This is a genomic window from Roseicella frigidaeris, from assembly GCF_003258945.1.
Classification (GTDB): Bacteria; Pseudomonadota; Alphaproteobacteria; order Acetobacterales; family Acetobacteraceae; genus Paracraurococcus; species Paracraurococcus frigidaeris.
Window position 1 is genome coordinate 1 of record NZ_QLIX01000030.1, and the last position, 21,014, is coordinate 21,014.

The window sequence follows — 21,014 nt, forward strand, 5'->3', positions numbered from 1 at the left end:
CATCGCTTGCGCCTTCGTCCGCTTGGCCATGATCCGCATCATGCTGCGACGGCTGGCCGCAACCCCCTCCGCCTGAATCAGAACTTCCCGGATGGGCTCTTAGGCACCACTACCCCGTTGCTGTCTCGCATTTAAAACAGCATTCGCGAGGATGGTGCGGCTCAGAAAATCGCGACTTTGCCCCTGATTTTCGTCAGCGGTCACTGAATATACTTCGTGCCCATTTGCCTCCAACACCTCACGTATAGCAGTTGGAAGTTCGCGCTCGATCTGCTCGATCGTGCGTCCGGCAACGAATAATCCTGAAAGATCGTTACTAATCGCAACCAGGAGATGAGTATCACGATGTTCTACGATTGTAACTTTGATCTCCCTTTCGATGACATCGTTGTTGCTCATGTGATCTCCTTAGTTCACCACCCAGCTCCACTGCTGGAGAGATTTTGCCGAATGGCAACTATCCCCAGTATATCGCTTGGCGCCTCATACATATAATAGGAATGTCCCGTTTAACGTGACAACCGCGTTGTCGCGAACGTTCGGAATACCCGGTGTGAGCTAGCTGCAGGGTCAGGTCATGACGTCGGGCAAGCCCCAACGCCTGGATGACCTCCGGCGTCCACCGCGCCGGCCGCGGCGCTCTCGCCGCCACCTCCGCGACGAGGCGCTGCATCTCGGCCTGTCTGCGCTGGCTCACGACCTTCCCGGCTGGCACTGGTTCACCACGGCAGCCTTCGGCGCCGCGTTGGCCGTGAGCTCGATCGTGTCCGCCCTATGCCACTCCAGCATGCGCGTCGGACCGAGGCTGTCGTCGCTGTCGGGCGCGCCGTAGCGCTCCAGGAACCGCGCCAAGAGACCATCGGCGTCGCTGCCCGTGGCGTTGATGAGCACGCACTGCAGGCCGCCGCTCGGAAGCCCGAACTGGAAGCCGATCGACGTCCGCGGCGGCCCCGGGTCGCTCGCGTCCACCGTGATCTCGAAGTGCCCCGCGTCGTCACGGTAGCGGCGTGAGGCCGGCATGGCGTGCGCCCGGCCACCCGATGCGCTGATGACCTGCTCGGCGGTCATGCCCCAGCGGGTGTATTCCCAATCGGCCGAGGCAGGCGCCGCCGCCGCTATGGTCAGGCCGGCGGCCAGGAAGAGGCGCTTCATCGCGAATCCACTCCGGGGTCAGGGCCCACCCATAGCGCCTCCTGGCGGCGCTGAGGCCTCTATCCGGCAGACCAACCTTTCCGCCACACTTCCCTAGTCAGGGTGGGGGACGAGATGGGCGATCTTTGGTTCCTCGTCCTGGCGGTGGCCGTGTTTTTCGTGGCGCGAAGCGTGCGGCAGCGGCGGGTGAGCGACCCTGCGCATTCCGCATCCACCGCTTCGCCCCTCTCGCGTGATCGCTCGTCCACGCTGAGCGAATCAACCGGCGATGCCGACCTGGGCCACAACACCACGCACAGCCACGGGCACTCGTCGAGCGGCGACAGCTCGGACAGCGGCAGTGACGGCGGGGGCAGCAGCGACAGCAGTTCGTCGGATTAGGAGCGCCCAGCGCCTGAGCTGCCCGGCGCGCTCGCAGCCGCCGCCTCCCGCCCCTACCCCTCGCCGCCAGGCCGCTGGGACGACCGCAGCCGAACGCCAGGGCCGCCGCCGTTCTGCTCGATGAAGATCAGGCCCGCCTCTTCGAAAGTCCGGCGTAGGCGCAGCAGCGTCGTTCGCGTTGGGCGCGATGCTTCCGTCTCGAAGCGGGCCACGGTTGCGACCCCCACCGCGGCACGGTCTGCGAGGTCCTGCAGGCTCCAGCCCAAAGCTCCGCGAGCCATCCGACACTGAACAGGATCGATCATAATCTGATCGTACGATATTTTTCCGCTTGCAGGGAAGCGCAGAAAGACGATAAGAATTTGATCGCCCGATAAGGGCGGACCAGCCGAAGGCTCCTACCCCTCCGGCTGATCCTCACCACAACCGGCCCCTTCAAGGACCCCGGCATATGGCTTCCGTCTCCATAGCGCATGCGGCGCAGGCTCGTCTCGCCGCCCTCCGTCACGTCACGGTTCTCGACCACCCTGCCCCCCGCGATCCTGATCTGGTCGCCCTGGTCTTCGCCGGCATCCGCGTCGCCGAGCTGCGGCGCGCGCCGGCGGGTCACGCAGCCCGGGTGCACCTGCGCCTCGGCGAGTGGCTCGACCTGGTCGAGGACACGGACGAGGACGTGGCCTGCGCTGCCATCGCGCTATTCCTCGACCGCGTCGCCGCTGTGCCGGCCGCCTACACCGCCGCCGGCGACGAGGCCGAGCGGGCTGCGGCGGCGCAGGTCCGCGCGGCCTGCGCCTTGCCGATGACCCTGGCGGCATGAGGGAGGCGGAGATGGCAATCGCTCCATCCCTGGTTCTGGATGCGGTCGAGGAGCTGCTTCCGGCCGTCGTCTCTCGCTTTGCCGGTGTGCGCGAAGCAGACAATGGCAGCTGGATCCGGGCCGACGAGGCCTTCGTCGATCGCCTTGGGTGCCAAGTCGTAATGGCCGCTGGTCTCCATCCCGCCGATGCGCGCGATGCGGCACGCAGGCTGGTCGAGATGCTGACCAGCCGCGGCCTCTGCATTAGCCCGGAGCCCTCGCGCAGCGGCAATGGGCTCGGAGCGCGGCTTGCGCGGCTGGCCGATGTGCTCGCCGGCGCGGCGCCGGGCGGCTTCCGTGTCGAAGCCGTCGCCGCGGCGCTGAGCGCGCTGGCCGGCGAGGTTCAGGAGCGAGAGGAGGCCGCAGTGCCGGCGCATTTGCGCCTCGTGCCGGGTGCGTTGCCCAGCAGCGTGGTGCGCCTCGAGGCGCGACGCGCGCGGACCTGAGCGAAGCCAGGCGCCGCGCCAAGCGGCGCCGCCAAGAAGCATGGAGAGAGACATGGCAAGGACCGCGACTTCGCGGCGCGATGCGCTGCGCTTTGGTATCGCCGCAGCCGCGGCAGGTACTGCGCCGATCGCAGCAGCAAGCGCCGAACCTGACGCCGACGCCGAGCTCGTCGGACTCTGCGACGAGATCATCGAGCGGCTCAAGGGCTACGAGGCCTGCGAGAGCGACGAGGACGAGGTGCTCGACGCGATTTGGAAGCCGATCCGAGCCCTCGAGGATCGGATCGAGGCAATCGAAGCCACGAGCACGAGGGGCCTGCTCGCCAAAGCGCGGATCGCGCGGTGGTGGGCAGAGGACCGGCCAGCAGGAGCGACATGGGATGACAGCTGCGCAGCCCAGTGGACAGGGCAGGTCGTAAAGGAACTCCTGGCGATCCACGGAGACAAAGCCTGATATGACCCGAGCCGTGAAGGGCACCTCCGCCGATATGGCGGCGGGGGGTGCCGCCGAGGGGCCGGATGCCGAGATCGTCGCGCTGGCGCGGGCGGTGGTCGCACTCGAGGCCGCCGATCAGGCGCTGGCGACGGCCTGGGCTGACGACGCGGAGGCCGCGCCGCCGCGCGAGGTACAGCAGTTGCAACACCAGATGGTCCGGGCGGCGCGGCGGCTCCGGGGGCGGCTCGCGCGGCAGCGGCCGCAGACGGCGGTCGGAGTTCGGGCAATGGCGGCAGCGGCGATCGCTGCGCCTGGAGCCGGCGGCGAGACGCTGGCGCGGTCCGTCTGTCGGGTGGTCGCCTCCGGGGGCACCCGACCGTGACAGGCCTTCCTGCGGCGGCCGCTGATCGTCTGGAATGGCAGTCCGACAGCCGAGGAGATGGAGGCGTGGCGTACAAGCGCACGGGCAAGCCGGCAGGCCGGCCGAAGAAGGCGGACCTGCCGCTCGTCTCGATCGAGATCAACCCGGACGGGCCGCCAAGATACTCGCGAAATGTGCCGGCCTGGTGGATCGCCATGGCCCATCACGAGGCACGCATGGTCGTCGAGGGACAGTTCCGACACGGTGCCCTCCGCGAGCTTGGCCGACAGTTCGGAGCTGAGCGGGGCGGCGGAAAGTCGCCTGCAGCAATCACGAAAGTCCGTGCCGACTGGCGGTATGCGGCCGAGCGTGACCGGCAGATCGCGCTCCTGCAAAAGCTCGCGGAGCAGGACGCGCAGGACCCAAACCGTGACCGTGAAGCGAGGGCGGCGCTCCGGCGAAAGCTCGCGGCCGTCTATGCCAGGCTCTTCGAAAAGTAGGTCGAGGTTTCGGTGAAATCTCGACTAGCGCGCGCAGTCGCGGAGCGGCGTATTGGGAATGTCGCCCAGTGTTCCCCGGAACCGCGGACTGCCCGCCACCCGTAGCAACGCTGGATGAGGACGTTGGAAATGATCCCTGCCACCATCGAGAAGATCGAGCCGCTCGCAGTTCCGCTGGCCCGCGCGCCAGCAATCACCGGTTTGAGCCGAAGCACGATTTATCGCGAAGTCGCCCGTGGAAATCTGCGCCTGCTTAAGGTTGGCCGTACGTCCCTGCTGGATATGGCGTCGGTGCGGGCTTTCCTCGCCAGTCTTCCGGTGGCCGAAATCGGGAAAACGGCTGCCTGAAACGCAAAACACCGGAGGCCATCAGACCCCCGGCGCCATGCGAAAACCAACTTCGGCAGCAACTACTACAGCACCTCCTCACTATAATGCTGCCAGCATGCGCGCCACCCCAGTCTGTTGCCTCCGCGTCAAAACACGCGGAAGTGACAATGCAAAGTCAAAGACTTAGCCCCCCCAAGGTCGATCCGCTGACGCGGTTCCGGCTCGAGCGCGCGATGGTTCAGGTGCACCGCCTCGGCGCGCGCGCGTGCCTCGAGGCAGTGTTGGAGATCGGCGTCCACCGACACGTCGGGGACATCCTCGATGCGCTGGAGGCGTTCGCCCAGCTCGATCCTGCAGTGGTGCGGCGCGTCGGCGGCGATCGCTTTCCGGTGCAGCCGCTGCACGTCGTGCCGCCCACCCGGAGTGCCGTACGGTGACCGGGCCGGCCGACGATCTCGACGAGTTTCTGGCCGCCGGAGCGCGCCATCTCCTCGAGAAACTCCGCGCCAAGCGCGCGGATTGTCCACGGGCGAAGGCAAAGCCTGTCTGGCGCAGCCCGCGACGCGCAAAGGCGCGGGCGCCCGCTCGCCCGACGGCCGAGGATGCGACGTCCGTGCCCGAAGATCCTGCCGAATGAGCGAGCCCCCACCCGCCGGGATGCTGCGCATCGGCCGGCTGATCGCGCTTCGTCTCTTGGATCCAGAAGACGCGCTGACGGAAGCACTTGCTGCCGAGGCTCGAGCATCCGGCATGACGATGCGTGTCGCGCAGAGCCTGGACGCCGCCATCGAGCACTGGACGCAAGTTCGCGAGGACACCGAGGCGGAGGTTCGTGCGGCAATCCGACCGCGCGTCACAGGCTTGGCCGATCTTGCGGTCGTGTTCCCTGTCGTCGCGGCGATCAATGAGCGCCGCGGGTATCCGTTTGTCACCTTCGAGCTCGATCGGCTCGTTGCGTCAGAATTGCAGCGTGCCGTTGCGGAGGGCAGGCGTCGTGCGCCGTGAGCGGACTTCACCTCTCCCGGTCGAGATCGAGCGGCTTGCGCTTCTCGGCTGGCGCTTGACGCCGGCGACGGCGAACAAGCGCGGCTTGTTTCCCGGCTATCTCGACGTTGCTACCTGCGATCTCGACACTTTGGAGCAATGGGCCGGCGCCCACCCTGGTTTCAGCTGGAAGGCCGTACCGGACGGTTCGGGCATCTTGCTTCTCGATATAGACATCACGGGCGCCACACACGCGGACGACGGCGTCGCCACGCTTCGCGCACTCTGCGCGGCGCACGGCCCACTACCGCCGCGACCGCACGGACGCACACCCAGCGGTGGCCACCTGCTCGTCTTCCGCGATCCTGGCACGCCCGTCCGGCGTGGATCCGGCGTGCTTGGCCCCGGCATCGACATTCTCCATCATCGGCTTGCCGCGATGGTCGCCCCGTCGCGCCGCCGCGATGGTGTCTATCGCTGGGTCATACCACCTTGAGAGCTCGCTCCCCCTCCCGCCCCATCGTGGCTGCTCGAGCTGCTGGCGCCGCCCCCTCTCCCGCCGAGGCCGCACCGGCCGCTGATCCCCACCCCCGACCGCGCGACCCGAGCCCTCATGCGCGCCCTCAGCGCCATCGCCGACGCTCCCCAAGGCGGCCGGAATGTCGCTTTGCTTCGGCGCGCGACGCTGATGGGCGGCTACCTCGCCGCCGGCGCCATCGGCGAGGCCGAGGTGGAGCGCGAGCTCGTCGCTGCCGGCACGGCCGCTGGCCTTCCGCGGCACGAGGTCGTTGCGACCATCAAAAGCGGGATCCGCCGTGGGCTGCAGCGCCCGATCGAGTGGGAGGCACGCAGATGAACTCCGTCGACGCGCCTCCCCTTTCAGTGCTCGCTGCGCGGCTCGAGGTCGATGCGAAGGGCAACCCTTACCCGCACGTCGCCAACGTCCTGGCCATCCTTGCCTTCGATCCGGCACTGGCAGGGCTGATCGGGCATTGCGAATTCACCGAGGAGCAGCAGCTGCTACGCCCGCCACCGGCCCTGAACCCCGGTGACGCGCCGGCGGTCGGCCCGTATCCGTGGGCGCTGCGCATCTCCGACGTGATCGCCATCGCTGCGCACATTCAACGTGCCTTTCTCCCGCGTGCTACGCGCCAGACCGTCGAGGATGCGCTTCGGGCAGAGGCAGAGCGGCATCGCTTCCATCCCGTTCGGGACTGGCTTGCATCACTCCGCTGGGATGGCGTCGAGCGACTGGACAGGTGGCTCACCACGGCATTCGGCACTGAAGATACAGCCTACACTCGAGCCGTTGGCGCGAAGACCGTGATTGCAGCGGTGCGGCGCATCCGTGTGCCTGGCGCCAAATTTGACAATCTGTTGATCCTTGAGGGCAACCAAGGTATCGGCAAGTCCCGTTGCCTACGCAGGCTTTTCGGTGATTGCTGGTTCAGCGATGCCATGCCGCCGGATCTGGCCAGCAAAGACGGCTCGATGGCTGTGCTCGGCATTTGGGGCATCGAACTTGCTGAGATCGAGCACCTTGTCCGGACCGATCCGGAACTCATCAAGGCCTTCTTGAGCCGCCCAGTCGAACGGTTCAGACCACCTTACGAAAGAGCCTTCCTAAAGCGCGGTCGGCAATCGATCTTCATCGGCTCGACCAACAGCGACAATTATTTGAAGGACAGCACCGGTGGCCGACGCTTCTGGCCCGTGCGCTGCAACTATGCTGACGAGGGCTGGATCGCCGAAAACCGCGATCAGCTGTGGAGTGAGGCGGCGGCTCGTGAAGCCGCCGGCGAAACCGTTTGGCTCGAAGAGGATGCTGCAGCCGCCCAGGTTGAGGAAGCAGCGGGCCGCCTGGTTACCGATCTTTGGAGTGAGCGTGCTGCGTCCTGGCTGAAGGAACAGCGTCAGAACGGGGCAACCTACGTGACTGCCGCTCGGCTGCTGAGTGAAGGGCTTGGGCTCTCCGCGTCCCAAATGGGGCGACGGGAGGAGATGCGCGCGGGCCTCATCTTGGTCGAGGCCGGCTTGCGCCGACACACCGCGCGTGCCGATGGGAAGCTTCGGAAGGTTTGGCGATGGCCGGAATGAGTTCGCTACTACCTCCCCTCGGATGGGTTGCCGACGACGCGCTCCCGGGCGGGTTCGGCAGTGAGGTGGAAACAGACGTTACCTCTTTCGGTGGTAACCGCGCGGCTCGGCTCGTGAGGTGGAAACACCAGCGGCATATGGTTCGACACCACCGTTACCACCTGCACCACACAACGTATGTAGGTATGATAATTGCGCGCATTACAGGGATTGTGTGGGAGAGAGGTGGTAGTGGTAACGCTGGTAACACCCCTCTCCCCGCGGCCCCCGGAGCGCTCCGATGAACGCGGAGGATCCGCCCGACAGCCCGTCTAATAACGGGAGCGGGAGCACCGGCCCGTTCCGGTTCGGGGCGGGCAATCGCTTCGGCAAGGGCCGGCCAGCAGGCAGCAGAGCGAAGGCGGTCCTCGCCCTCGACGCCATCGGTGAGGAGCGCGCGCAGAACATCGTGCGGGCCCTCGCGGAGCGGGCTGAGGCGGGCGACACCCGTGCCGCGGAGCTTATTCTCCAGCGCGCTTGGCCGATCCGGAAGAGCCGCCCGTTCTCCATCGACATCGGGCGCATCGAGACCGCGGCTGATGCCACGCGCGCGCACAGCGAGGTCATCGAGGCGGTCTGCAGCGGGCACCTCACGTTGGATGAAGCCGAGGGTCTCTCGGGCCTCCTGACACGGCACCACGCTGCGCTCGAGTTGGAGGAGATCCAGGCTCGCTTGGCTGCGCTCGAGAGCCGGGGGACCGGGTCATGAGCCACTCGATCATGCCAGCTGCCGACGCCACCGCTGAACCGGTCCTGCTTGCCTTGGATCTGGGAAGCACCCTCGGCTGGGCTGTCCGGCAGCCGCGCGCCGGCATCACCTCCGGCACCGCGACCTTTCGCCCGGGCCGCTTCGAGGGCGGCGGGATGGCCTGGCTACGGTTCCGGCGCTGGCTCGAAGAGATGGCCGGCATGACGGGCCCGATCGGGAGCGTCGTCTTCGAGGAGGTGCGGCGCCACGCAGGCACCACCGCAGCGCATGTCTATGGCGGCTTCCTGGCGCACCTCACCGCCTGGTGCGAGGGTGCAGGCGTGCCCTACCAAGGCGTGCCGGTGGGCACGATCAAGCGGTTCGCCACCGGCAAGGGAAATGCCGACAAGGCGGCGGTGATCGCGGCGATCCGCGCCCGCGGCTTCGCGCCGGGGGACGACAACGAGGCCGACGCTCTGGCCATCCTGCTGTGGGCGATCGATGCCGAGGGCGGCCAGCGGAAAGAGCCGAGTGCGGCGGCCTCGCCCAGACATCGCGCAGTAGCCGAAAGCCAGAGGCGGAGGTCGTGAGGCGCGCGGTCAGCCATGCGGCGCTGCTGAAGCGCCTCGAGGCTCTCGAACAGCGCCGGCAGACGCATGAGACCGCGCGCGCTGCGCTGTTTCTGCGGTGTGGCGGCGAGGACATTGGCCCCGTGCCACCGCCGAGCGCGCCCGGGACCAGGCGCCCTACCATCGTCGTCAACATCACCGGCGCGCTCCCCGCGTGGGACGAGCTCGAGGCCCACGAGGCTCCGGCTCATGAGGACGTGCCTGCCGAGCGCGAGTTGCCGGAGCCGCTCATCCTCACCCCTGCGCCAGCGCCTCCGCCGGCACCTTCCCCGCCGCCGCGGAACGCCGGGCCGCAGCCGCTCCTGTTCGGCGATAACCCGCTGGTCGTCGGGATGGCTGGCGATCCCATCGAAACGATCGGCGAAGCGCTGTGGCGTGCCGAGCGCCGAGCGCGCGGCGACGAATGACCACCACCCTGCGAACCTTGGGAAAGGCCCGCGAGCCATGACAGAGATGATCGGATACGACCCCGAGGGCGAGGCGATCCGTCGCCGGCGGGCGCAGGCAGACGCCCTCCTTGCGCAGAGCATGTCCGGACAGGGCAACTTCACACACCGGAACTCGTGGCTTGGCCCGGTAGCTCAGGCCCTCGCCGGCGCCTTCCTGCAAGTCCAGGCCGGGCGGGACACGGACGCGCTGGCGAAGGATCGGCAGGAGGGCTCGACCGCATTCGATGCCAAGTTCGGGCTGACCGGCGGCGGAAGCGCTTCTCCCGACACGGGCATGTCGCTGCCCGCGGCCAGCGCGCCGCCGTCGATGACCATGCCTGCGGCCGCGCCGCCGCCCAGCGACCCGAACCCGCAGCCGATGCCTGCCGCCACCCCGGCGCAGACCCCACCGCAGTTCGCGCCGGCGGTGCAGACGGCCGCCCAGCGCAACAGCATCCCGCCGCAGCTCCTCGCCGGCATCCTCTCGCGCGAGAGCGGCTGGAACCCCAACGCCCGCGGCGGCGCGGGGGAGGTTGGGCTCGGCCAGATCCTGCCCTCGACGGCCCGTAACCCGGGCTTCGGCATGCAGGGGGTGGATCCGGCCACGCTCAACGACCCGACCGCCAACATCAACTTCGCGGCCGACTACTTCGGCGCCCGGGCGCGTGCCAAGGGCCTCGACCTGTCGAACCCGAGCCATCAGGACCTGGCGCTGCGGGCCTACAACGGCGGCGGCGATCCCAACTACGTCCAGAACGTCCGGGCGAAGATGGCACCGATTGCCGATGCGCTGATGGCTGGAGCGGGCGGCGCGACGACCGCGCCGGCGCCCGCCGCGCCGGCCGGGCCCGATCGCTTCGCCCAGGCCTTCGCCAACGCGCCGATGCTGACCGATGCGGCCGGCTTGCCGGACCGGGGCCGGATGGCCCTGGCGCAGCAGCTGCTCCCGCCGGAGCGGCGCGCTGCGGTTCAGCAGGCCAGCGCCGGTCCGGACTACCGCCGCGCCGCCATCGAAGCGGCGAACTCGCCCAACCCGCTGATCCGCCAGAAGGCCTCCCTCCTCGCCCAGCTTGCCACCACGCAGGGCCGGGACGAGGGGCTGCAGCTTCAGCGTGACCGGTTCGACTGGGAGCGGCAGCGCGCCGGGCAGGTGGACGCCCGGACGGCGGCGCAGCGGGACGAGGACTGGCGGCGGAAGCTCGCCGAGCTCGAGATCCAGCAGCGGTTCCAGGCGACGCGCGACATGGCGAACCAGCCACTGGTGCCGACGCAGGGCCCGAATGGCCCACTGCTGACGCCGCGGTCGGAGGCTGCGGGGCAGGCGCCCTATCAGGAGCCGCCGCGCCCGATGCAGGTTTCGCCCGGTTCGACCGTCATCGACCCGAAGACCGGGCAGCCGATCTATCAGGCGCCGCCGGCGCCTAGCCAGAACATGCCGCCCTCCACCATGGTCGGCGGGATGCTGGAGAATGCCAACGCCATCCGGAAGATCGACCAGGCGCTGTCGCAGCTCGGGACGCCGCAGGGGCAGAATGCGGTGGGGCTCGGCAATGCCGTCATGCCCGACTTCCTGGTGAACCGGACCGACCCGCAGGGCACCTCCACGCGCGCCCTGATCGCCGATATCGGCAGCCTGAAAATCCATGACCGATCCGGCGCCGCCGTCTCGGCCTCGGAGGAACCGCGGCTGCGGCCCTTCATCCCGAAGGTGAGCGACAGCCCGGAGACGATCCGGGCCAAGCTCGGCAACTTCCGGCAGGAGTACATGAGCCTGCTGCAGGACCAGTATTCCATCTACGGGCCGCAGGGCGGCGGCAAGGCGCTGCCGGCCATCGAGAGCGTGCTCACCCCGCGGCAGCGCGAGCAGCAGCAGCCACAGGGTCCGGCGGCGCCGGGCGGCAACCTCCAAGGCTTCTCCATTCGGAGGATCAACTGATGCCGGACTTCGAAATCACGGCGCCGGACGGCAGCAGGTTTGTCGTCACGGCCCCGGAGGGGGCCAGCGAGGCGGACATTCTGTCCTTCGCGCAGCAGAACATGGGCAGCAAGCCCGCCGCACCTCCCGCTTCCCAGCCGGCCCCCAGCCTCGGCGAGCAGGCCATGCGCGGCCTCGGCCTCGGTGCCCGCGCCGCTGTCGAGGGCCTCTCCTCCCTGCCGGGCATGGTCTATGACGCCGCCGCGGCGCCCATCAATGCCGGCATCCGTGGCGTGAACGCCCTCGCCGGCACGTCCCTGCCGCGGGTCAACCCGGCCGCGGAGAACATCGCCGCGCTGACCGATGCGGCCGGCCTGCCGAAGCCCGAGACGCAGGGGGAGAAGATCGCCTCCGGGGCCGTCCAGGGCGCCGCGTCGGCCCTGCCCATGCTCGTGGGCGGCGCGGCACTGCAGGGCGCTGGTGGCCTCGCCGGCGCCGTGGGACAGGGGCTCGCCGCCGGCCCTGGCATACAGATCGCGGCCGGCGCCGCCGGTGGCGCGGTGGAGGGCGGCACCGATAGCCCGCTGGCCGGCACCGCGGCTGCCCTCGCCGTGCCCGGCATCGCCGCCCTCTTCGGCCGCGTCGCGGCGCCGGTCCGGCCGAATGAGAACCCGAGGATGCGGGACGCCCTGCGCATCGCGGAGCAGGAGGGCATCGCCCAGCACCTGACCCCTGGCCAGCAGAGCGGCAGCCAGGGGCTGCGCCGCGCCGAGGACATGATGCGGTACGTGCCAGGCAACGGGCCGGCGGCGATCAACCGCGGCCTGCCGGAGGCCTACAACCGGGCCGTCCTGCGCCGCGCCGGCATCGACGCGGACTATGCCAGCCCCGATGTGCTCGAGGCGCAGCGGGCGGCGCTGGGCCAGCGCATCGACACGTGATGTCGCGGAACCAACTGAACCTGAACCCGAACACCCCGGAGGGGCTGCAGAACGTGCGGGAGCTCGCCGGCCCGCTGCAGGAGGCCCGGCAGTATGCGCTCCCCGACCGGGCCCAGGCGGTCATCGACATGTATGGCAACCTGCTGCGCCAGATACAGAACGGCGGCGTCGTCCCCGGTGATCGGGTGCGGGAGCTCCGGACGGCACTGCGGGATCAGATCGATCGCACCGGGAACGAGGACCTGAAGCGGTACTTCATCGGCATGCGGGATGCGCTGACCTCCGGCATGGACCGCAGCATGGTCAGCATGGATGCGGCCGACCTGCGCGAGGCCAACCGGCAGTATGCGAACCTGATGACCATCCGGAGTGCGATGGACCGCCCGACGCAGACCGCCGCCGCGGACAACGTCTCGCCGGCCCAGCTCGGCGCGGCGCTGAAGCGGAGCCTCGGCCAAGGCTCGATGGCTGCGGGCCGCGGCGACCTGCATGACCTGGCCGATGTCGGGAAGCTGCTTGTCGAACCGTCCGTGAAGGACAGCGGCACGGCGGGCAACCAGGTGGTGCGGACGATGGTGACGGGCGGACTGACCGGGCTGACCGCGATCGACCCGATGACCGCCGCGCTGGCCTATGCCCCCACCGCCGCATACCGCGGCCTGGCGGCGACCGGATACCTGAACCCCCGCGCTGCGCCGGCCGCCCTGCCCGAGGTCACGCCGGAGGTGATTGCGGCGGTGCTGGCGGCGCGTGGGAAGAGCCATGCCCAGCCGCAGCGTCAGGACTTGCCCCAGCCTTCGAAGGCGGCTCTCGCCGCGGCGTTGCTGGCGAGGTGAGACCGCCCGCGACCGGAAGAGCCTTCATGTGCATGATCGGCCAGAGGAGTGCGTGTCATCGGCAAGTCAGCGGGCAGTCCGCCCTCGGCACCTGATCCTGTCGTCACCGCGCAGGCGCAGACGCAGAGCAATGTGGACACGGCGCGCACCAATGCCGCGCTGAACCGCGTCAACCAGGTCACGCCCTACGGCAACCTGACCTACACCAACTCGGGCGCGGACTGGGCGCAGCAGCAGACGCAGAAGGCGAAGGCCGCCTACGACGCCGGCACCTACACGCCGACGCAGAACGGCGGCCAGTTCGACTGGAACACCGAGTACCAGGGCGCGCTCAATGCCGACTGGAACCCCTACAAGGACACGTGGACCGCCACGACCAGCCTGAGCCCCGAGCAGCAGACGCTCTACAACCAGACGGTGCAGGGCCAGACGATGTACGGCAACGCCGCGCTGCGCGGCCTGTCGCAGCTTCAGGACAAGATCGGCTCCCCGGTGGACTATTCCGGCGTGCCGGCGGCCGGGCAGGCGTACCAGCAGCAGGGCCAGCTTGCGCCGACGCTCACGCAGGATGCGTGGCAGGCCATCGACCCGAACATCGGCTACGGGGCGCAGAGCCGCGAGCGCGTCGAGCAGGCGATGTTCGACCGGCTCTCTCCGGTGCAGGCGCAGCAGCGCGCGGCGCAGGAGACGAGCCTGCGCAACCAGGGCCTCACGCCGGGCTCCGAGGCGTACACCAATGCCATGCGCGACCTCGGCCAGCAGGAGAATGACGCGCGGCTGGCGGTGATCGCGGCCGGCGGGCAGGAGGAGGCGACGCAGGCCAACATCGCCAACACCCTGTTCAACCAGAAGGCCAGCAACCGGGATGCGCTGCTCAATGCGCAGAACACCCTGTTCGGGCAGCAGGCGGCGTCGCGCGGGCTGTTCGATCAGGAGCAGGAGCAGCAGTTCAACCAGTCGAACGCGCTACGCCAGCAGAGCATCAACGAGATGCTGGCGCAGCGGCAGATCCCGCTGAACGAGATCGCGGCACTGCTCGGCGGCCAGCAGGTGCAGTACCCGCAGCTGCAGACTACGCCGCAGAGCAACGCGGCCGGGACCGATTATGTGAGCCTGATCAACGGGCAGATCGCAGCCCAAAACAATGCCTACAACGCCAAGGTCCAGAATGCAGCGAGCGGGAACGCCACTACTGGCACCGTCGCAGCGTCCCTGATCTCCGCCTTGGCGTCAGCTGCCGCCAGTCGCCAGGGCTCGGGTGGGTAACCTCTCGCATCCTGCGGCCCGCGGCGCTGCTGTTGCAGCGAAGGTGCCAAGCAGCCCGCGGATCCAGGATGTCGACCAGGAACCTGCCACGATGTGGGCGGTTAGGCTGAGACCACCAGATCGCAGGAGGCCCCCCATGCGCAGTCTGCCCCTCGGCGCGTCAGCCGCCCTCCTCGCCGCCCTCATGCTCATCGCAGGGTGCACCGACACGCCGCGCGGTCCGACCACGGAGACGACCCCGGCCGGGAACAGCGCTGGCCAGACCTCGGCGAGGCCGTCCACCGCGCGGTGAGAGAGCAGGCATCTATTTCGTCAGCCGCCAGAGCACCGGCCGCACCTCCGCGAAGATCGCATCGAAGAGGGCCTGATCCGCGAACAGCGCCCGAAAGGTGCCATCGTCGCCTGGCGCCGGCGCGGCACGCACGTCGTGCCAGCCGGCCGCCTCGCATGCGGCCATGAAGTCGCCGGCGCTGTGGGCTCGGGCGTGCAGGTGCCGCTCCATCAGCGCGTTGTCGCCACCGGTGCGCACGAAGTCGAAGATGAAGCAGAAGCCACCGGGCCGTACCACGCGCGCCGCCTCGCTAAGCGCCGCCAGCGGGTCCACGTGGCAGAGCGCATAGAGGAACATCGCGCCGCCCACCGACCCATCGGCCAGCGGGACGGCGCCCATATCGGCCTGGATCGAGGTGAAGCCCGAACCTCGTGGCGCGCGCCGCAGCTGCGTGCCGTTCCGGTTCAGCAGTACGAAGGCTAGATCCGGCCGCTCGGCCCGCATGAGCCGCGCCACCTCGCCGAAGCCGCAGCCGGCGTCGAGGATCACGGATCCCAACGGCGGCGCCATGAGGCGAAGCAGGATCGACACGTGCTCGGCCTCGGTCGGGGCGAGCTTGGTGCCTTGCAGGACTCGCAGGCCCTCCTCCCACACGCCATCCGAGACCTGATCCAGCAGCGCATCCAACGACGTCGGCGGCATGGCAACTTCGCTCATCGGCTCATCCTACACAGGCGCGCTCTGGTGTTTCCAGCGGAATGCCTTCCTCGTTCCAGTGACTGCGCTGCTCGCCACGGGGAAGATCTCGCTTAGCGATCAATCGCGACGATGAAATTAATCAATCCCCGCTGTGTTGGGGAGCTAGGCCGGCAAGCCGTCGTCCTTGGAGGGCGACCCGTGGCGACTGATCCCGACGTTTGGGCTGCGCAGGGGCGGCTCGAAGATGCCTACCTCGAGGCCTTCCGGCGGCTTCCAGCCTTTGCAGTCGCGAATGTCTACTCGGCGGCCCTCGACGAGATCGAGGATCTGCCGAAAGAAGAGCAGATCCGTTGCCTCGATAGGGTGACCGCCACGCTCGAAGACTTCGCCTCCGGCAGGATATCCTTGTCGGATTTGACGACGCCCGAAGGCTGACGCTCACGCGGCAGCCTCACGGCGGCCGCTGCCTGGGGCCGCCAGCCTGTGGTGACCAAGGACGACCTCGGGCAGGCGCGTGATCTGCTCGGCAAGCGCCCGACCGGTCGCATGGCCGCCATGCGGGTGCAGGTGGAATGGACCGGCCCTTACCAAGCGCCCCGTGGCACAGCCTCTTAATGCGCTGTTGAACTTCGCCGCCTGTCGCGCGCTGCGCCACAGGTCGGCCCGACAAGCCAGGAACTTTCATGCCAAGCCCCAAGCAAGAGCTCCCTGCCGCCATCCCGCCGGCGCATCCGGGCCGGCTGCTGCGGGATCGGGTGCTGCCCGGCCTCGGCCTGTCCGTCAGCCGGGCGGCGCGCGAGCTCGGGATCGCCCGCTCGACGCTCCACCGCCTGCTCGCGGGCGAGCAGGCCGTCACGCCGGAAATGGCCGCCCGGCTGGCCCGCCTGAGCGGCGTGCCGGCCCGCCACTGGCTCGCCCGGCAGCAGGCGCACGACCTCTGGCATACCGAGCGGGCGCTGGCCGCGATCCTCGGGCGCATCCCGACCCATGCGCTGCCCTGGGCCTTGCAGCAGGAACTCAGGGACGCCGCGCATGACTGATGCCCCGATGCCCGCGCCGCCGCAGGGGCGAGCGGCCACCGGCATTGCCGGGCTGGACGACGTCCTCGCCACCGGCCTCATCCGCAACCGCCTCTACCTGGTCGAGGGCAATCCGGGCACCGGCAAGACCACGCTCGGCCTGCAATTCCTGCTGGCGGGCGCCCGCGCCGGCGAGCGGGGCCTCTACGTGACCCTGTCGGAGACCGCCGCCGAGCTGCGCGACGGCGCCGCCTCGCATGGCTGGTCGCTCGACGGCATCGAGATCTTCGAGCTGGTGCCGCCGGAGAACCTGCTCGACCCCGACCAGCAGCAGAGCCTGCTCTACGCCTCCGACCTTGAGCTCGGCGAGACGACGCGCTCGCTGCTCGAGGCGGTGGAGCGCATCCGTCCCCACCGCGTCGTGCTGGACAGCCTCTCCGAGTTCCGGCTTCTGGCGCAGGGCTCGCTGCGCTACCGCCGGCAGGTGCTGACCCTCAAGCACCATTTCGCTCGCCAGGATGCGACCGTCCTGATGCTCGACGACCTGACGGCCGAGCCCGGCGACAAGACGGTCCACAGTGTGGCCCATGGCGTGCTGCAACTGGAGGAGCTGGCACCGGATTACGGCGCCGAGCGGCGCCGCCTTCGGGTTACCAAGTACCGTGGCACGACCTTTCGCGGCGGCCACCACGATTTCACTCTCTCGCATGGTGGTGTCCGGGTCTTCCCGCGCCTGGTCTCCGCCGAGCACCATACCGGCTTCCGGCGCGACCAGCTCAGGAGCGGGATCCCCGAGCTCGATGCCCTGCTCGGCGGCGGGGTGGAGCGCGGCACCAGCACCCTGCTGCTCGGCCCGGCCGGCACGGGCAAGTCGCTGCTCGCCCTGAGCTTCGCCGCCGCCGCGGTCCGCCGCGGCGAGCGGGTGCTGGCCTGCATCTTCGACGAGGAAATATCGCTGCTGCTGGACCGGTCGCGGGCCATGGGCCTCGACCTCGGAGCGATGCGCGAGGCGGGCAGCCTGATCCTCGAACAGGTCGATGCCGCCGAGATCTCCCCGGGCGCCTTCGCGCACAGCATCCGGGCCCATGTCGAGGGCGGCGTGCGCACCGTCATCATCGACAGCCTGAACGGCTACCAGACGGCGATGCCGGGCGAGCAGTTCCTGGTGCTGCACATGCACGAGCTGCTGCAATACCTGAACCGCCAGGCCGTCTCGACCTTCCTCGTCGTCACGCAGCACGGGCTGTTAGGCGACATGCAGGCGCCGGTGGACGTCACCTACCTGGCCGACACGGTGCTGCTGCTGCGCTACTTCGAGGCGCTGGGCCAGGTCCGGCGGGCGATCTCGGTCGTCAAGAAGCGCGCTGGCGGCCATGAGGACACCATCCGCGAGTTCCGCATCGATGCCGGCGGCGTCCGGGTCGGCAGGCCGCTCGACGAGTTCCAGGGGGTGTTGCGGGGCGTGCCGACCTATATCGGCAAGGATGGCACGCTGCTCGGGGACCGCCCGGCGTGAATGACGATGCCGGCAGCGGCGTAGAGGGCCGGGGCGCCGAGGTACTGGTTCTCGCCCCCGGCGGCCGCGACGCCGCGGTGGCGACGGCGATTCTGCGCGAGGCCGGCATCCCGGCCCAGGCCTGCCCCGACCTGGCGACCCTGTCCCAGGGCCTCGACCAGGCCAGCGCCGCCGTGCTGACCGAGGAGGCGCTCGCCGGGACCGACCTCCGCGCCCTCACGAGCTGGACTTTGGCGCAGCCGCCCTGGTCGGACTTTCCCTTCGTGGTGCTGACGCGCCGTGGCGGCGGGCCCGAACGGAGCCCGAAGGCCGCGCGCCTGGCCGGCTTCCTCGGCAATGTCGCTTTCCTCGAGCGCCCGTTCCACCCGACGATCCTGGCCAGCGCGGTGCGCAGCGCGCTGGCGGCGCGCCGCAGACAGCGTCAGGCGCGCGACGCTCTGGCGGCCGAAGTCACCGCCGCGGAGCGTCTGCGCTTCGCCCTCCATGCCGGGCGGCTCGGCTCCTGGGAATTCGATGGCGGCACCGGCGAGCTCCGGGCCTCGGAGGCCTGCAAGGCGGTGTTCGGCCGTGCACCCGGGGATCGCTTCGGCTACCCGGACCTCCTCGCCGCAATTCACCCCGACGATCTGGGGCGCATGCAGGATGCCGTCGCAACCGCGCTGGCCGAGTGCGGCGATTACGACATCGAGTACCGCACCATCTGGCCGGACGGGTCGGCGCACTGGGCCGAGGTGCGCGGCCGCGCCTTCCGGGACGCGAGGGGACGACTTCTCATGGCTGGGGTGTCCCTCGACACCACGGCGCGGCGCGCCGCCGAGGCGGAGCTGCGCCGCCACCGCGGGCAGCTCGAGGAGCAGGTCGCTGAGCGGACGCGCGCGCTCGAGGCTGTCAACCGGCGGCTGCGCGCGGCGGCCGAGGAGCGGGACCAAGCCGAGGCGGCGCTGCTGCAGGCGCAGAAGATGGAGGCGGTCGGCCAGCTCACCGGCGGCCTCGCGCACGACTTTAACAACCTGCTCCAGGCGGTGCTGGCCAGCCTCGACCTGATCCGCCGTCGCGCGACCGATCCGGTCCAGGTCGAAAAGCTCGCGGTGGCGGGCGGCGAGGCCGCGCGGCGGGGCGCCCGGTTGACCGCCCAGCTGCTGGCCTTCTCGCGCAAGCAGAAGATGGATTTGGCGCCGGTGGCGACAGGCGAGCTGGTCGAGGGCATGCGCGACCTGCTGGCGCGCTCGCTCGGGCCCGGAATGGGGCTGCGCTTCGATGTCGACCACGGGGCCGGCCTGGCGCTGGCCGATGCCACGCAGCTCGAGCTTGCGGTCCTCAACCTCGCCATCAACGCGCGCGACGCCATGCCAGGCGGCGGCACGCTCACCGTCGCGGTGCGGGCCTTGGAATTCGGCCTCGCCGCCGACCTGCCGGTGGGCCGCTACGTGGCTGTTTCCGTGTCCGACACCGGCGAGGGCATGGCGCCGGAGGTGCTGGCGCGCGCTTTCGAGCCTTTCTTCACGACCAAGGGCGTTGGAAAGGGCACCGGGCTGGGGCTGAGCCAAGTCTACGGCATCGCGCGGCAGTCGGGCGGCGCGGCGCGGATCGAGAGCGTCCCAGGGCGCGGCACCATGGTGACGATCCTGCTGCCGGCGGCCGGCAGCGAGGCGGCGGCGCGCATCCTGGCGCGCCAGCCGGAGGATGCGATGCCGGGCGGCGCGCCAGTGACCGCCGCCGAAAGCGTCGGTGCGCTGGTGTTGGTGGTGGACGACGACCCGGATGTGCGGCGGGCGCTGGTCGGCTGGCTCGACGCGCTCGGCTACCGCGTCGCCGAGGCCGCAGATGGCCGCGCCGGGCTGGCGGCGCTGGAGAGCCTCGCACCGGATGCGATGCTGGTGGACTTCGCGATGCCAGGCCTGACCGGCGCCCAGGTCGCCGCCGCGGCGCAGCGCCTGCGCCCCGGCCTGCCGGTCGTTCTCGCCACCGGCTATGCCGCCGCCGCGGAACTCGGCATGGACGGCCTGATCGGGCTGCCCGTGTTGCGGAAGCCCTTCCGGATACAGGAACTCGCCGAGGTGCTGGCCCAGGCCTTCTCGACGAGAGTCTGATGCGGACCCGATCGATGCCCTGGCCGGCGTCGGCACGCCGACGCCGGCGATCGCACGACCTGCTGCTCTTCGCTGCTGCTGCCGAAGCCGGCCCCTGCCCTATCTGCCGAGGCGGAGGGCGAGGCGGAGGGCGAGGCGGTGGTGGAGGACTACCGCGCCACCGGCCTGACGCTCCGCCGGCACCCGCTCGCCCTGCTGCGGCCCCTCCTCGACGCCGAGGGCTACGACGACACCGGGCAGCTCAACCAGCGCCCTGGCGGAGCCTGGCTGCGGCTGCCCGGACTGGTGCTGATCCGCCAGCGGCCGGGCTCGGCCAAGGGCATCGTCTTCCTCACCATCGAGGACGAGCACGGCACCGGCAACCTTGTCGTCTACCCGGACGCCGCCGCCCGCGACCGCGCCGCCCTGGTCGCCGGCCGGCTGTTGCTGGCCGAGGGGCGGATCGAGCGCGAGGTGGCCGAGGCCGAGGTGCCGATCACCCATCTCATCGTCCGGCGGCTGCTCGACCTCTCGCCGCTGGTAGACCGGCTCGATGCTGCGGGGCGCGAGGCCGTCGGCGACTGGGCCGGGCAGGCGCTGGCGCGGGCCGACGAGGTGAGAAAGCCGGAGCTGGGCAGCCGGCGGCCGGCGCGGATCAGGATGCCGGGGAGCCGGGACTTCAGGTGACCGCGCCAGCCCGAAGGCGAGCATTTCCGAGGCGCTTGTCTGCACTGCGGCAGTCGTCGCTCAGCGCATCGGGACCGGCGTCGGGGCTTGGCCCCGGCCCGAAGCCGGTTGCCGGCGCCGGCTTCCCCTTGCCTTCCGCCAGGACCACGCCGTCCCCGTCATGGATCAGCCGGATCCTGCGTCCAAGCAGCTCAGTGGTGTCCTGCGGCTTCGCCGGGGCGGTGGCATGCGCATCCTTAGCATGGTCCTTCTCCTCGGAGATGCCGAGCCGGCGCGCCTTCGCCCGGGCCGCAGTGCCGGCAACGGCGCTGGCCAGGCTGAGGGCGGTATCGGGCGGGTGCCCGAGACGCTCGGCCACCACGGCAGCCCAGAGCGTCAGGACGGGCGCGCGGTTGATCTTGATCGGCGAGGAGCGGGTCATGGGCGGGTCCGAACACGGCGAGCAGGCTCTGAAGCGTTCGGCCACGC

29 protein-coding genes are annotated in these 21,014 nt (G+C 69.8%); 23 read left to right on the forward strand and 6 right to left on the reverse strand.

The genetic code is table 11. The features are described 5' to 3' along the window. Window positions 1-99 precede the first annotated feature (99 nt). Together DOO78_RS23425 and DOO78_RS23430 are read right to left on the reverse strand one after the other, a co-directional pair. The gene (locus DOO78_RS23425; RefSeq protein ID WP_111472315.1) at window positions 100-399 is read right to left on the reverse strand and encodes a DUF1902 domain-containing protein; all 300 of its coding nucleotides are present in this window, start codon (window positions 397-399) and stop codon (window positions 100-102) included. A gap of 294 nt (window positions 400-693) precedes the next feature. Next, entirely contained in the window at window positions 694-1,152 is a 459-nt protein-coding gene (locus DOO78_RS23430; protein ID WP_111472316.1) for a hypothetical protein, read from the reverse strand. Between the two features lie 114 nt (window positions 1,153-1,266). On the opposite strand from DOO78_RS23430, the gene DOO78_RS23435 reads away from it, so the two are divergent. Then, window positions 1,267-1,533, forward strand: a complete 267-nt coding sequence (locus tag DOO78_RS23435; RefSeq protein ID WP_128080132.1) for a hypothetical protein — start codon at window positions 1,267-1,269, stop codon at window positions 1,531-1,533. A 53-nt stretch (window positions 1,534-1,586) separates the two neighbouring features. Here the strand turns inward: DOO78_RS23435 and DOO78_RS23440 are convergent, their stop codons facing one another. Continuing rightward, complete coding sequence (locus DOO78_RS23440; protein WP_111472318.1) at window positions 1,587-1,838, reverse strand: helix-turn-helix domain-containing protein; 252 nt, start codon at window positions 1,836-1,838, stop codon at window positions 1,587-1,589. 146 nt (window positions 1,839-1,984) lie between these two features. Here DOO78_RS23440 and DOO78_RS23445 point away from each other — a divergent pair, with 146 nt between their 5' ends. The 6 genes from DOO78_RS23445 to DOO78_RS23470 all read left to right on the forward strand — a co-directional run bounded on the left by DOO78_RS23445 (window position 1,985) and on the right by DOO78_RS23470 (window position 4,480). Beyond that, window positions 1,985-2,350, forward strand: a complete 366-nt coding sequence (locus DOO78_RS23445) for a hypothetical protein (RefSeq protein WP_111472319.1) — start codon at window positions 1,985-1,987, stop codon at window positions 2,348-2,350. Further along, entirely contained in the window at window positions 2,347-2,835 is a 489-nt protein-coding gene (locus tag DOO78_RS23450; protein WP_111472320.1) for a hypothetical protein, read from the forward strand. The genes DOO78_RS23445 and DOO78_RS23450 overlap by 4 nt, the downstream gene beginning before the upstream one ends. Window positions 2,836-2,887: 52 nt before the next feature. Further along, complete coding sequence (locus DOO78_RS23455) at window positions 2,888-3,289, forward strand: hypothetical protein (RefSeq protein ID WP_111472321.1); 402 nt, start codon at window positions 2,888-2,890, stop codon at window positions 3,287-3,289. 13 nt (window positions 3,290-3,302) lie between these two features. Beyond that, window positions 3,303-3,653: a hypothetical protein gene (locus DOO78_RS23460; protein WP_128080133.1), complete on the forward strand. Its 351-nt coding sequence runs from the start codon at window positions 3,303-3,305 to the stop codon at window positions 3,651-3,653. 65 nt (window positions 3,654-3,718) lie between these two features. After that, window positions 3,719-4,132 (forward strand): hypothetical protein, encoded by a 414-nt coding sequence (locus DOO78_RS23465; RefSeq protein WP_111472323.1) that lies wholly within the window; start codon window positions 3,719-3,721, stop codon window positions 4,130-4,132. A gap of 129 nt (window positions 4,133-4,261) precedes the next feature. Continuing rightward, on the forward strand, window positions 4,262-4,480 hold the full coding sequence (locus DOO78_RS23470) for a MerR family transcriptional regulator (protein ID WP_207803030.1): 219 nt from the start codon (window positions 4,262-4,264) through the stop codon (window positions 4,478-4,480). A 128-nt stretch (window positions 4,481-4,608) separates the two neighbouring features. On the opposite strand, the gene DOO78_RS27160 is transcribed toward DOO78_RS23470, so the two are convergent. Further along, window positions 4,609-4,866 carry a hypothetical protein gene (locus DOO78_RS27160; protein ID WP_128080134.1) on the reverse strand — a complete coding sequence of 86 codons (258 nt, stop codon included), beginning with the start codon at window positions 4,864-4,866 and terminating at the stop codon, window positions 4,609-4,611. Window positions 4,867-5,119: 253 nt separating this feature from the next. On the opposite strand from DOO78_RS27160, the gene DOO78_RS27165 reads away from it, so the two are divergent. The 11 genes from DOO78_RS27165 (at window position 5,120) to DOO78_RS23520 (ending at window position 14,285) form a co-directional block, all read left to right on the forward strand. Next, on the forward strand, window positions 5,120-5,467 hold the full coding sequence (locus DOO78_RS27165; protein WP_128080135.1) for a hypothetical protein: 348 nt from the start codon (window positions 5,120-5,122) through the stop codon (window positions 5,465-5,467). Further along, window positions 5,457-5,942 (forward strand): bifunctional DNA primase/polymerase, encoded by a 486-nt coding sequence (locus DOO78_RS23480; protein ID WP_165839055.1) that lies wholly within the window; start codon window positions 5,457-5,459, stop codon window positions 5,940-5,942. The genes DOO78_RS27165 and DOO78_RS23480 overlap by 11 nt, the downstream gene beginning before the upstream one ends. 117 nt (window positions 5,943-6,059) lie before the next feature. After that, a complete protein-coding gene (locus DOO78_RS23485) occupies window positions 6,060-6,302 on the forward strand; it encodes a hypothetical protein (protein ID WP_111472326.1) in 243 nt (80 codons plus the stop codon). Next, window positions 6,299-7,543 carry a VapE domain-containing protein gene (locus DOO78_RS23490; RefSeq protein ID WP_111472327.1) on the forward strand — a complete coding sequence of 415 codons (1,245 nt, stop codon included), beginning with the start codon at window positions 6,299-6,301 and terminating at the stop codon, window positions 7,541-7,543. The genes DOO78_RS23485 and DOO78_RS23490 overlap by 4 nt, the downstream gene beginning before the upstream one ends. 280 nt (window positions 7,544-7,823) lie before the next feature. Further along, window positions 7,824-8,291, forward strand: a complete 468-nt coding sequence (locus tag DOO78_RS23495) for a hypothetical protein (protein ID WP_111472328.1) — start codon at window positions 7,824-7,826, stop codon at window positions 8,289-8,291. After that, entirely contained in the window at window positions 8,288-8,860 is a 573-nt protein-coding gene (locus tag DOO78_RS23500; RefSeq protein WP_243634761.1) for a hypothetical protein, read from the forward strand. Before DOO78_RS23495 ends, DOO78_RS23500 begins: the two co-directional genes overlap by 4 nt. Continuing rightward, on the forward strand, window positions 8,857-9,306 hold the full coding sequence (locus DOO78_RS27735) for a hypothetical protein (protein ID WP_165839056.1): 450 nt from the start codon (window positions 8,857-8,859) through the stop codon (window positions 9,304-9,306). Before DOO78_RS23500 ends, DOO78_RS27735 begins: the two co-directional genes overlap by 4 nt. Beyond that, window positions 9,275-11,263 carry a transglycosylase SLT domain-containing protein gene (locus DOO78_RS23505; protein ID WP_165839057.1) on the forward strand — a complete coding sequence of 663 codons (1,989 nt, stop codon included), beginning with the start codon at window positions 9,275-9,277 and terminating at the stop codon, window positions 11,261-11,263. Before DOO78_RS27735 ends, DOO78_RS23505 begins: the two co-directional genes overlap by 32 nt. Beyond that, window positions 11,263-12,183, forward strand: coding sequence for a hypothetical protein (locus DOO78_RS23510; protein WP_111472330.1), 921 nt, complete (start codon window positions 11,263-11,265; stop codon window positions 12,181-12,183). Before DOO78_RS23505 ends, DOO78_RS23510 begins: the two co-directional genes overlap by 1 nt. Beyond that, the gene (locus tag DOO78_RS23515; protein ID WP_111472331.1) at window positions 12,183-13,019 is read left to right on the forward strand and encodes a hypothetical protein; all 837 of its coding nucleotides are present in this window, start codon (window positions 12,183-12,185) and stop codon (window positions 13,017-13,019) included. The genes DOO78_RS23510 and DOO78_RS23515 overlap by 1 nt, the downstream gene beginning before the upstream one ends. Before the next feature lie 48 nt (window positions 13,020-13,067). Next, the gene (locus tag DOO78_RS23520; protein WP_128080136.1) at window positions 13,068-14,285 is read left to right on the forward strand and encodes a hypothetical protein; all 1,218 of its coding nucleotides are present in this window, start codon (window positions 13,068-13,070) and stop codon (window positions 14,283-14,285) included. 304 nt (window positions 14,286-14,589) lie between these two features. Here DOO78_RS23520 and DOO78_RS23525 read toward each other — a convergent pair whose 3' ends face one another. Then, window positions 14,590-15,273 (reverse strand): class I SAM-dependent methyltransferase, encoded by a 684-nt coding sequence (locus DOO78_RS23525; RefSeq protein ID WP_111472333.1) that lies wholly within the window; start codon window positions 15,271-15,273, stop codon window positions 14,590-14,592. A 180-nt stretch (window positions 15,274-15,453) separates the two neighbouring features. Between DOO78_RS23525 and DOO78_RS23530 the strand changes: the two genes are divergently transcribed. From DOO78_RS23530 to DOO78_RS23550, 5 genes are all read left to right on the forward strand, one after another. Further along, the gene (locus DOO78_RS23530) at window positions 15,454-15,690 is read left to right on the forward strand and encodes a hypothetical protein (protein ID WP_111472334.1); all 237 of its coding nucleotides are present in this window, start codon (window positions 15,454-15,456) and stop codon (window positions 15,688-15,690) included. 248 nt (window positions 15,691-15,938) lie between these two features. Then, window positions 15,939-16,295: a HigA family addiction module antitoxin gene (locus DOO78_RS23535; protein ID WP_111472335.1), complete on the forward strand. Its 357-nt coding sequence runs from the start codon at window positions 15,939-15,941 to the stop codon at window positions 16,293-16,295. Then, window positions 16,288-17,790, forward strand: a complete 1,503-nt coding sequence (locus DOO78_RS23540) for an ATPase domain-containing protein (protein WP_111472336.1) — start codon at window positions 16,288-16,290, stop codon at window positions 17,788-17,790. The genes DOO78_RS23535 and DOO78_RS23540 overlap by 8 nt, the downstream gene beginning before the upstream one ends. Further along, the gene (locus tag DOO78_RS23545; protein ID WP_111472337.1) at window positions 17,787-19,880 is read left to right on the forward strand and encodes a hybrid sensor histidine kinase/response regulator; all 2,094 of its coding nucleotides are present in this window, start codon (window positions 17,787-17,789) and stop codon (window positions 19,878-19,880) included. The genes DOO78_RS23540 and DOO78_RS23545 overlap by 4 nt, the downstream gene beginning before the upstream one ends. A gap of 138 nt (window positions 19,881-20,018) precedes the next feature. Further along, the gene (locus DOO78_RS23550; RefSeq protein ID WP_111472338.1) at window positions 20,019-20,546 is read left to right on the forward strand and encodes an OB-fold nucleic acid binding domain-containing protein; all 528 of its coding nucleotides are present in this window, start codon (window positions 20,019-20,021) and stop codon (window positions 20,544-20,546) included. Here the strand turns inward: DOO78_RS23550 and DOO78_RS23555 are convergent. After that, window positions 20,539-20,967, reverse strand: a complete 429-nt coding sequence (locus DOO78_RS23555; RefSeq protein WP_111472339.1) for a hypothetical protein — start codon at window positions 20,965-20,967, stop codon at window positions 20,539-20,541. The genes DOO78_RS23550 and DOO78_RS23555 overlap by 8 nt on opposite strands. Window positions 20,968-21,014: the final 47 nt, after the last annotated feature.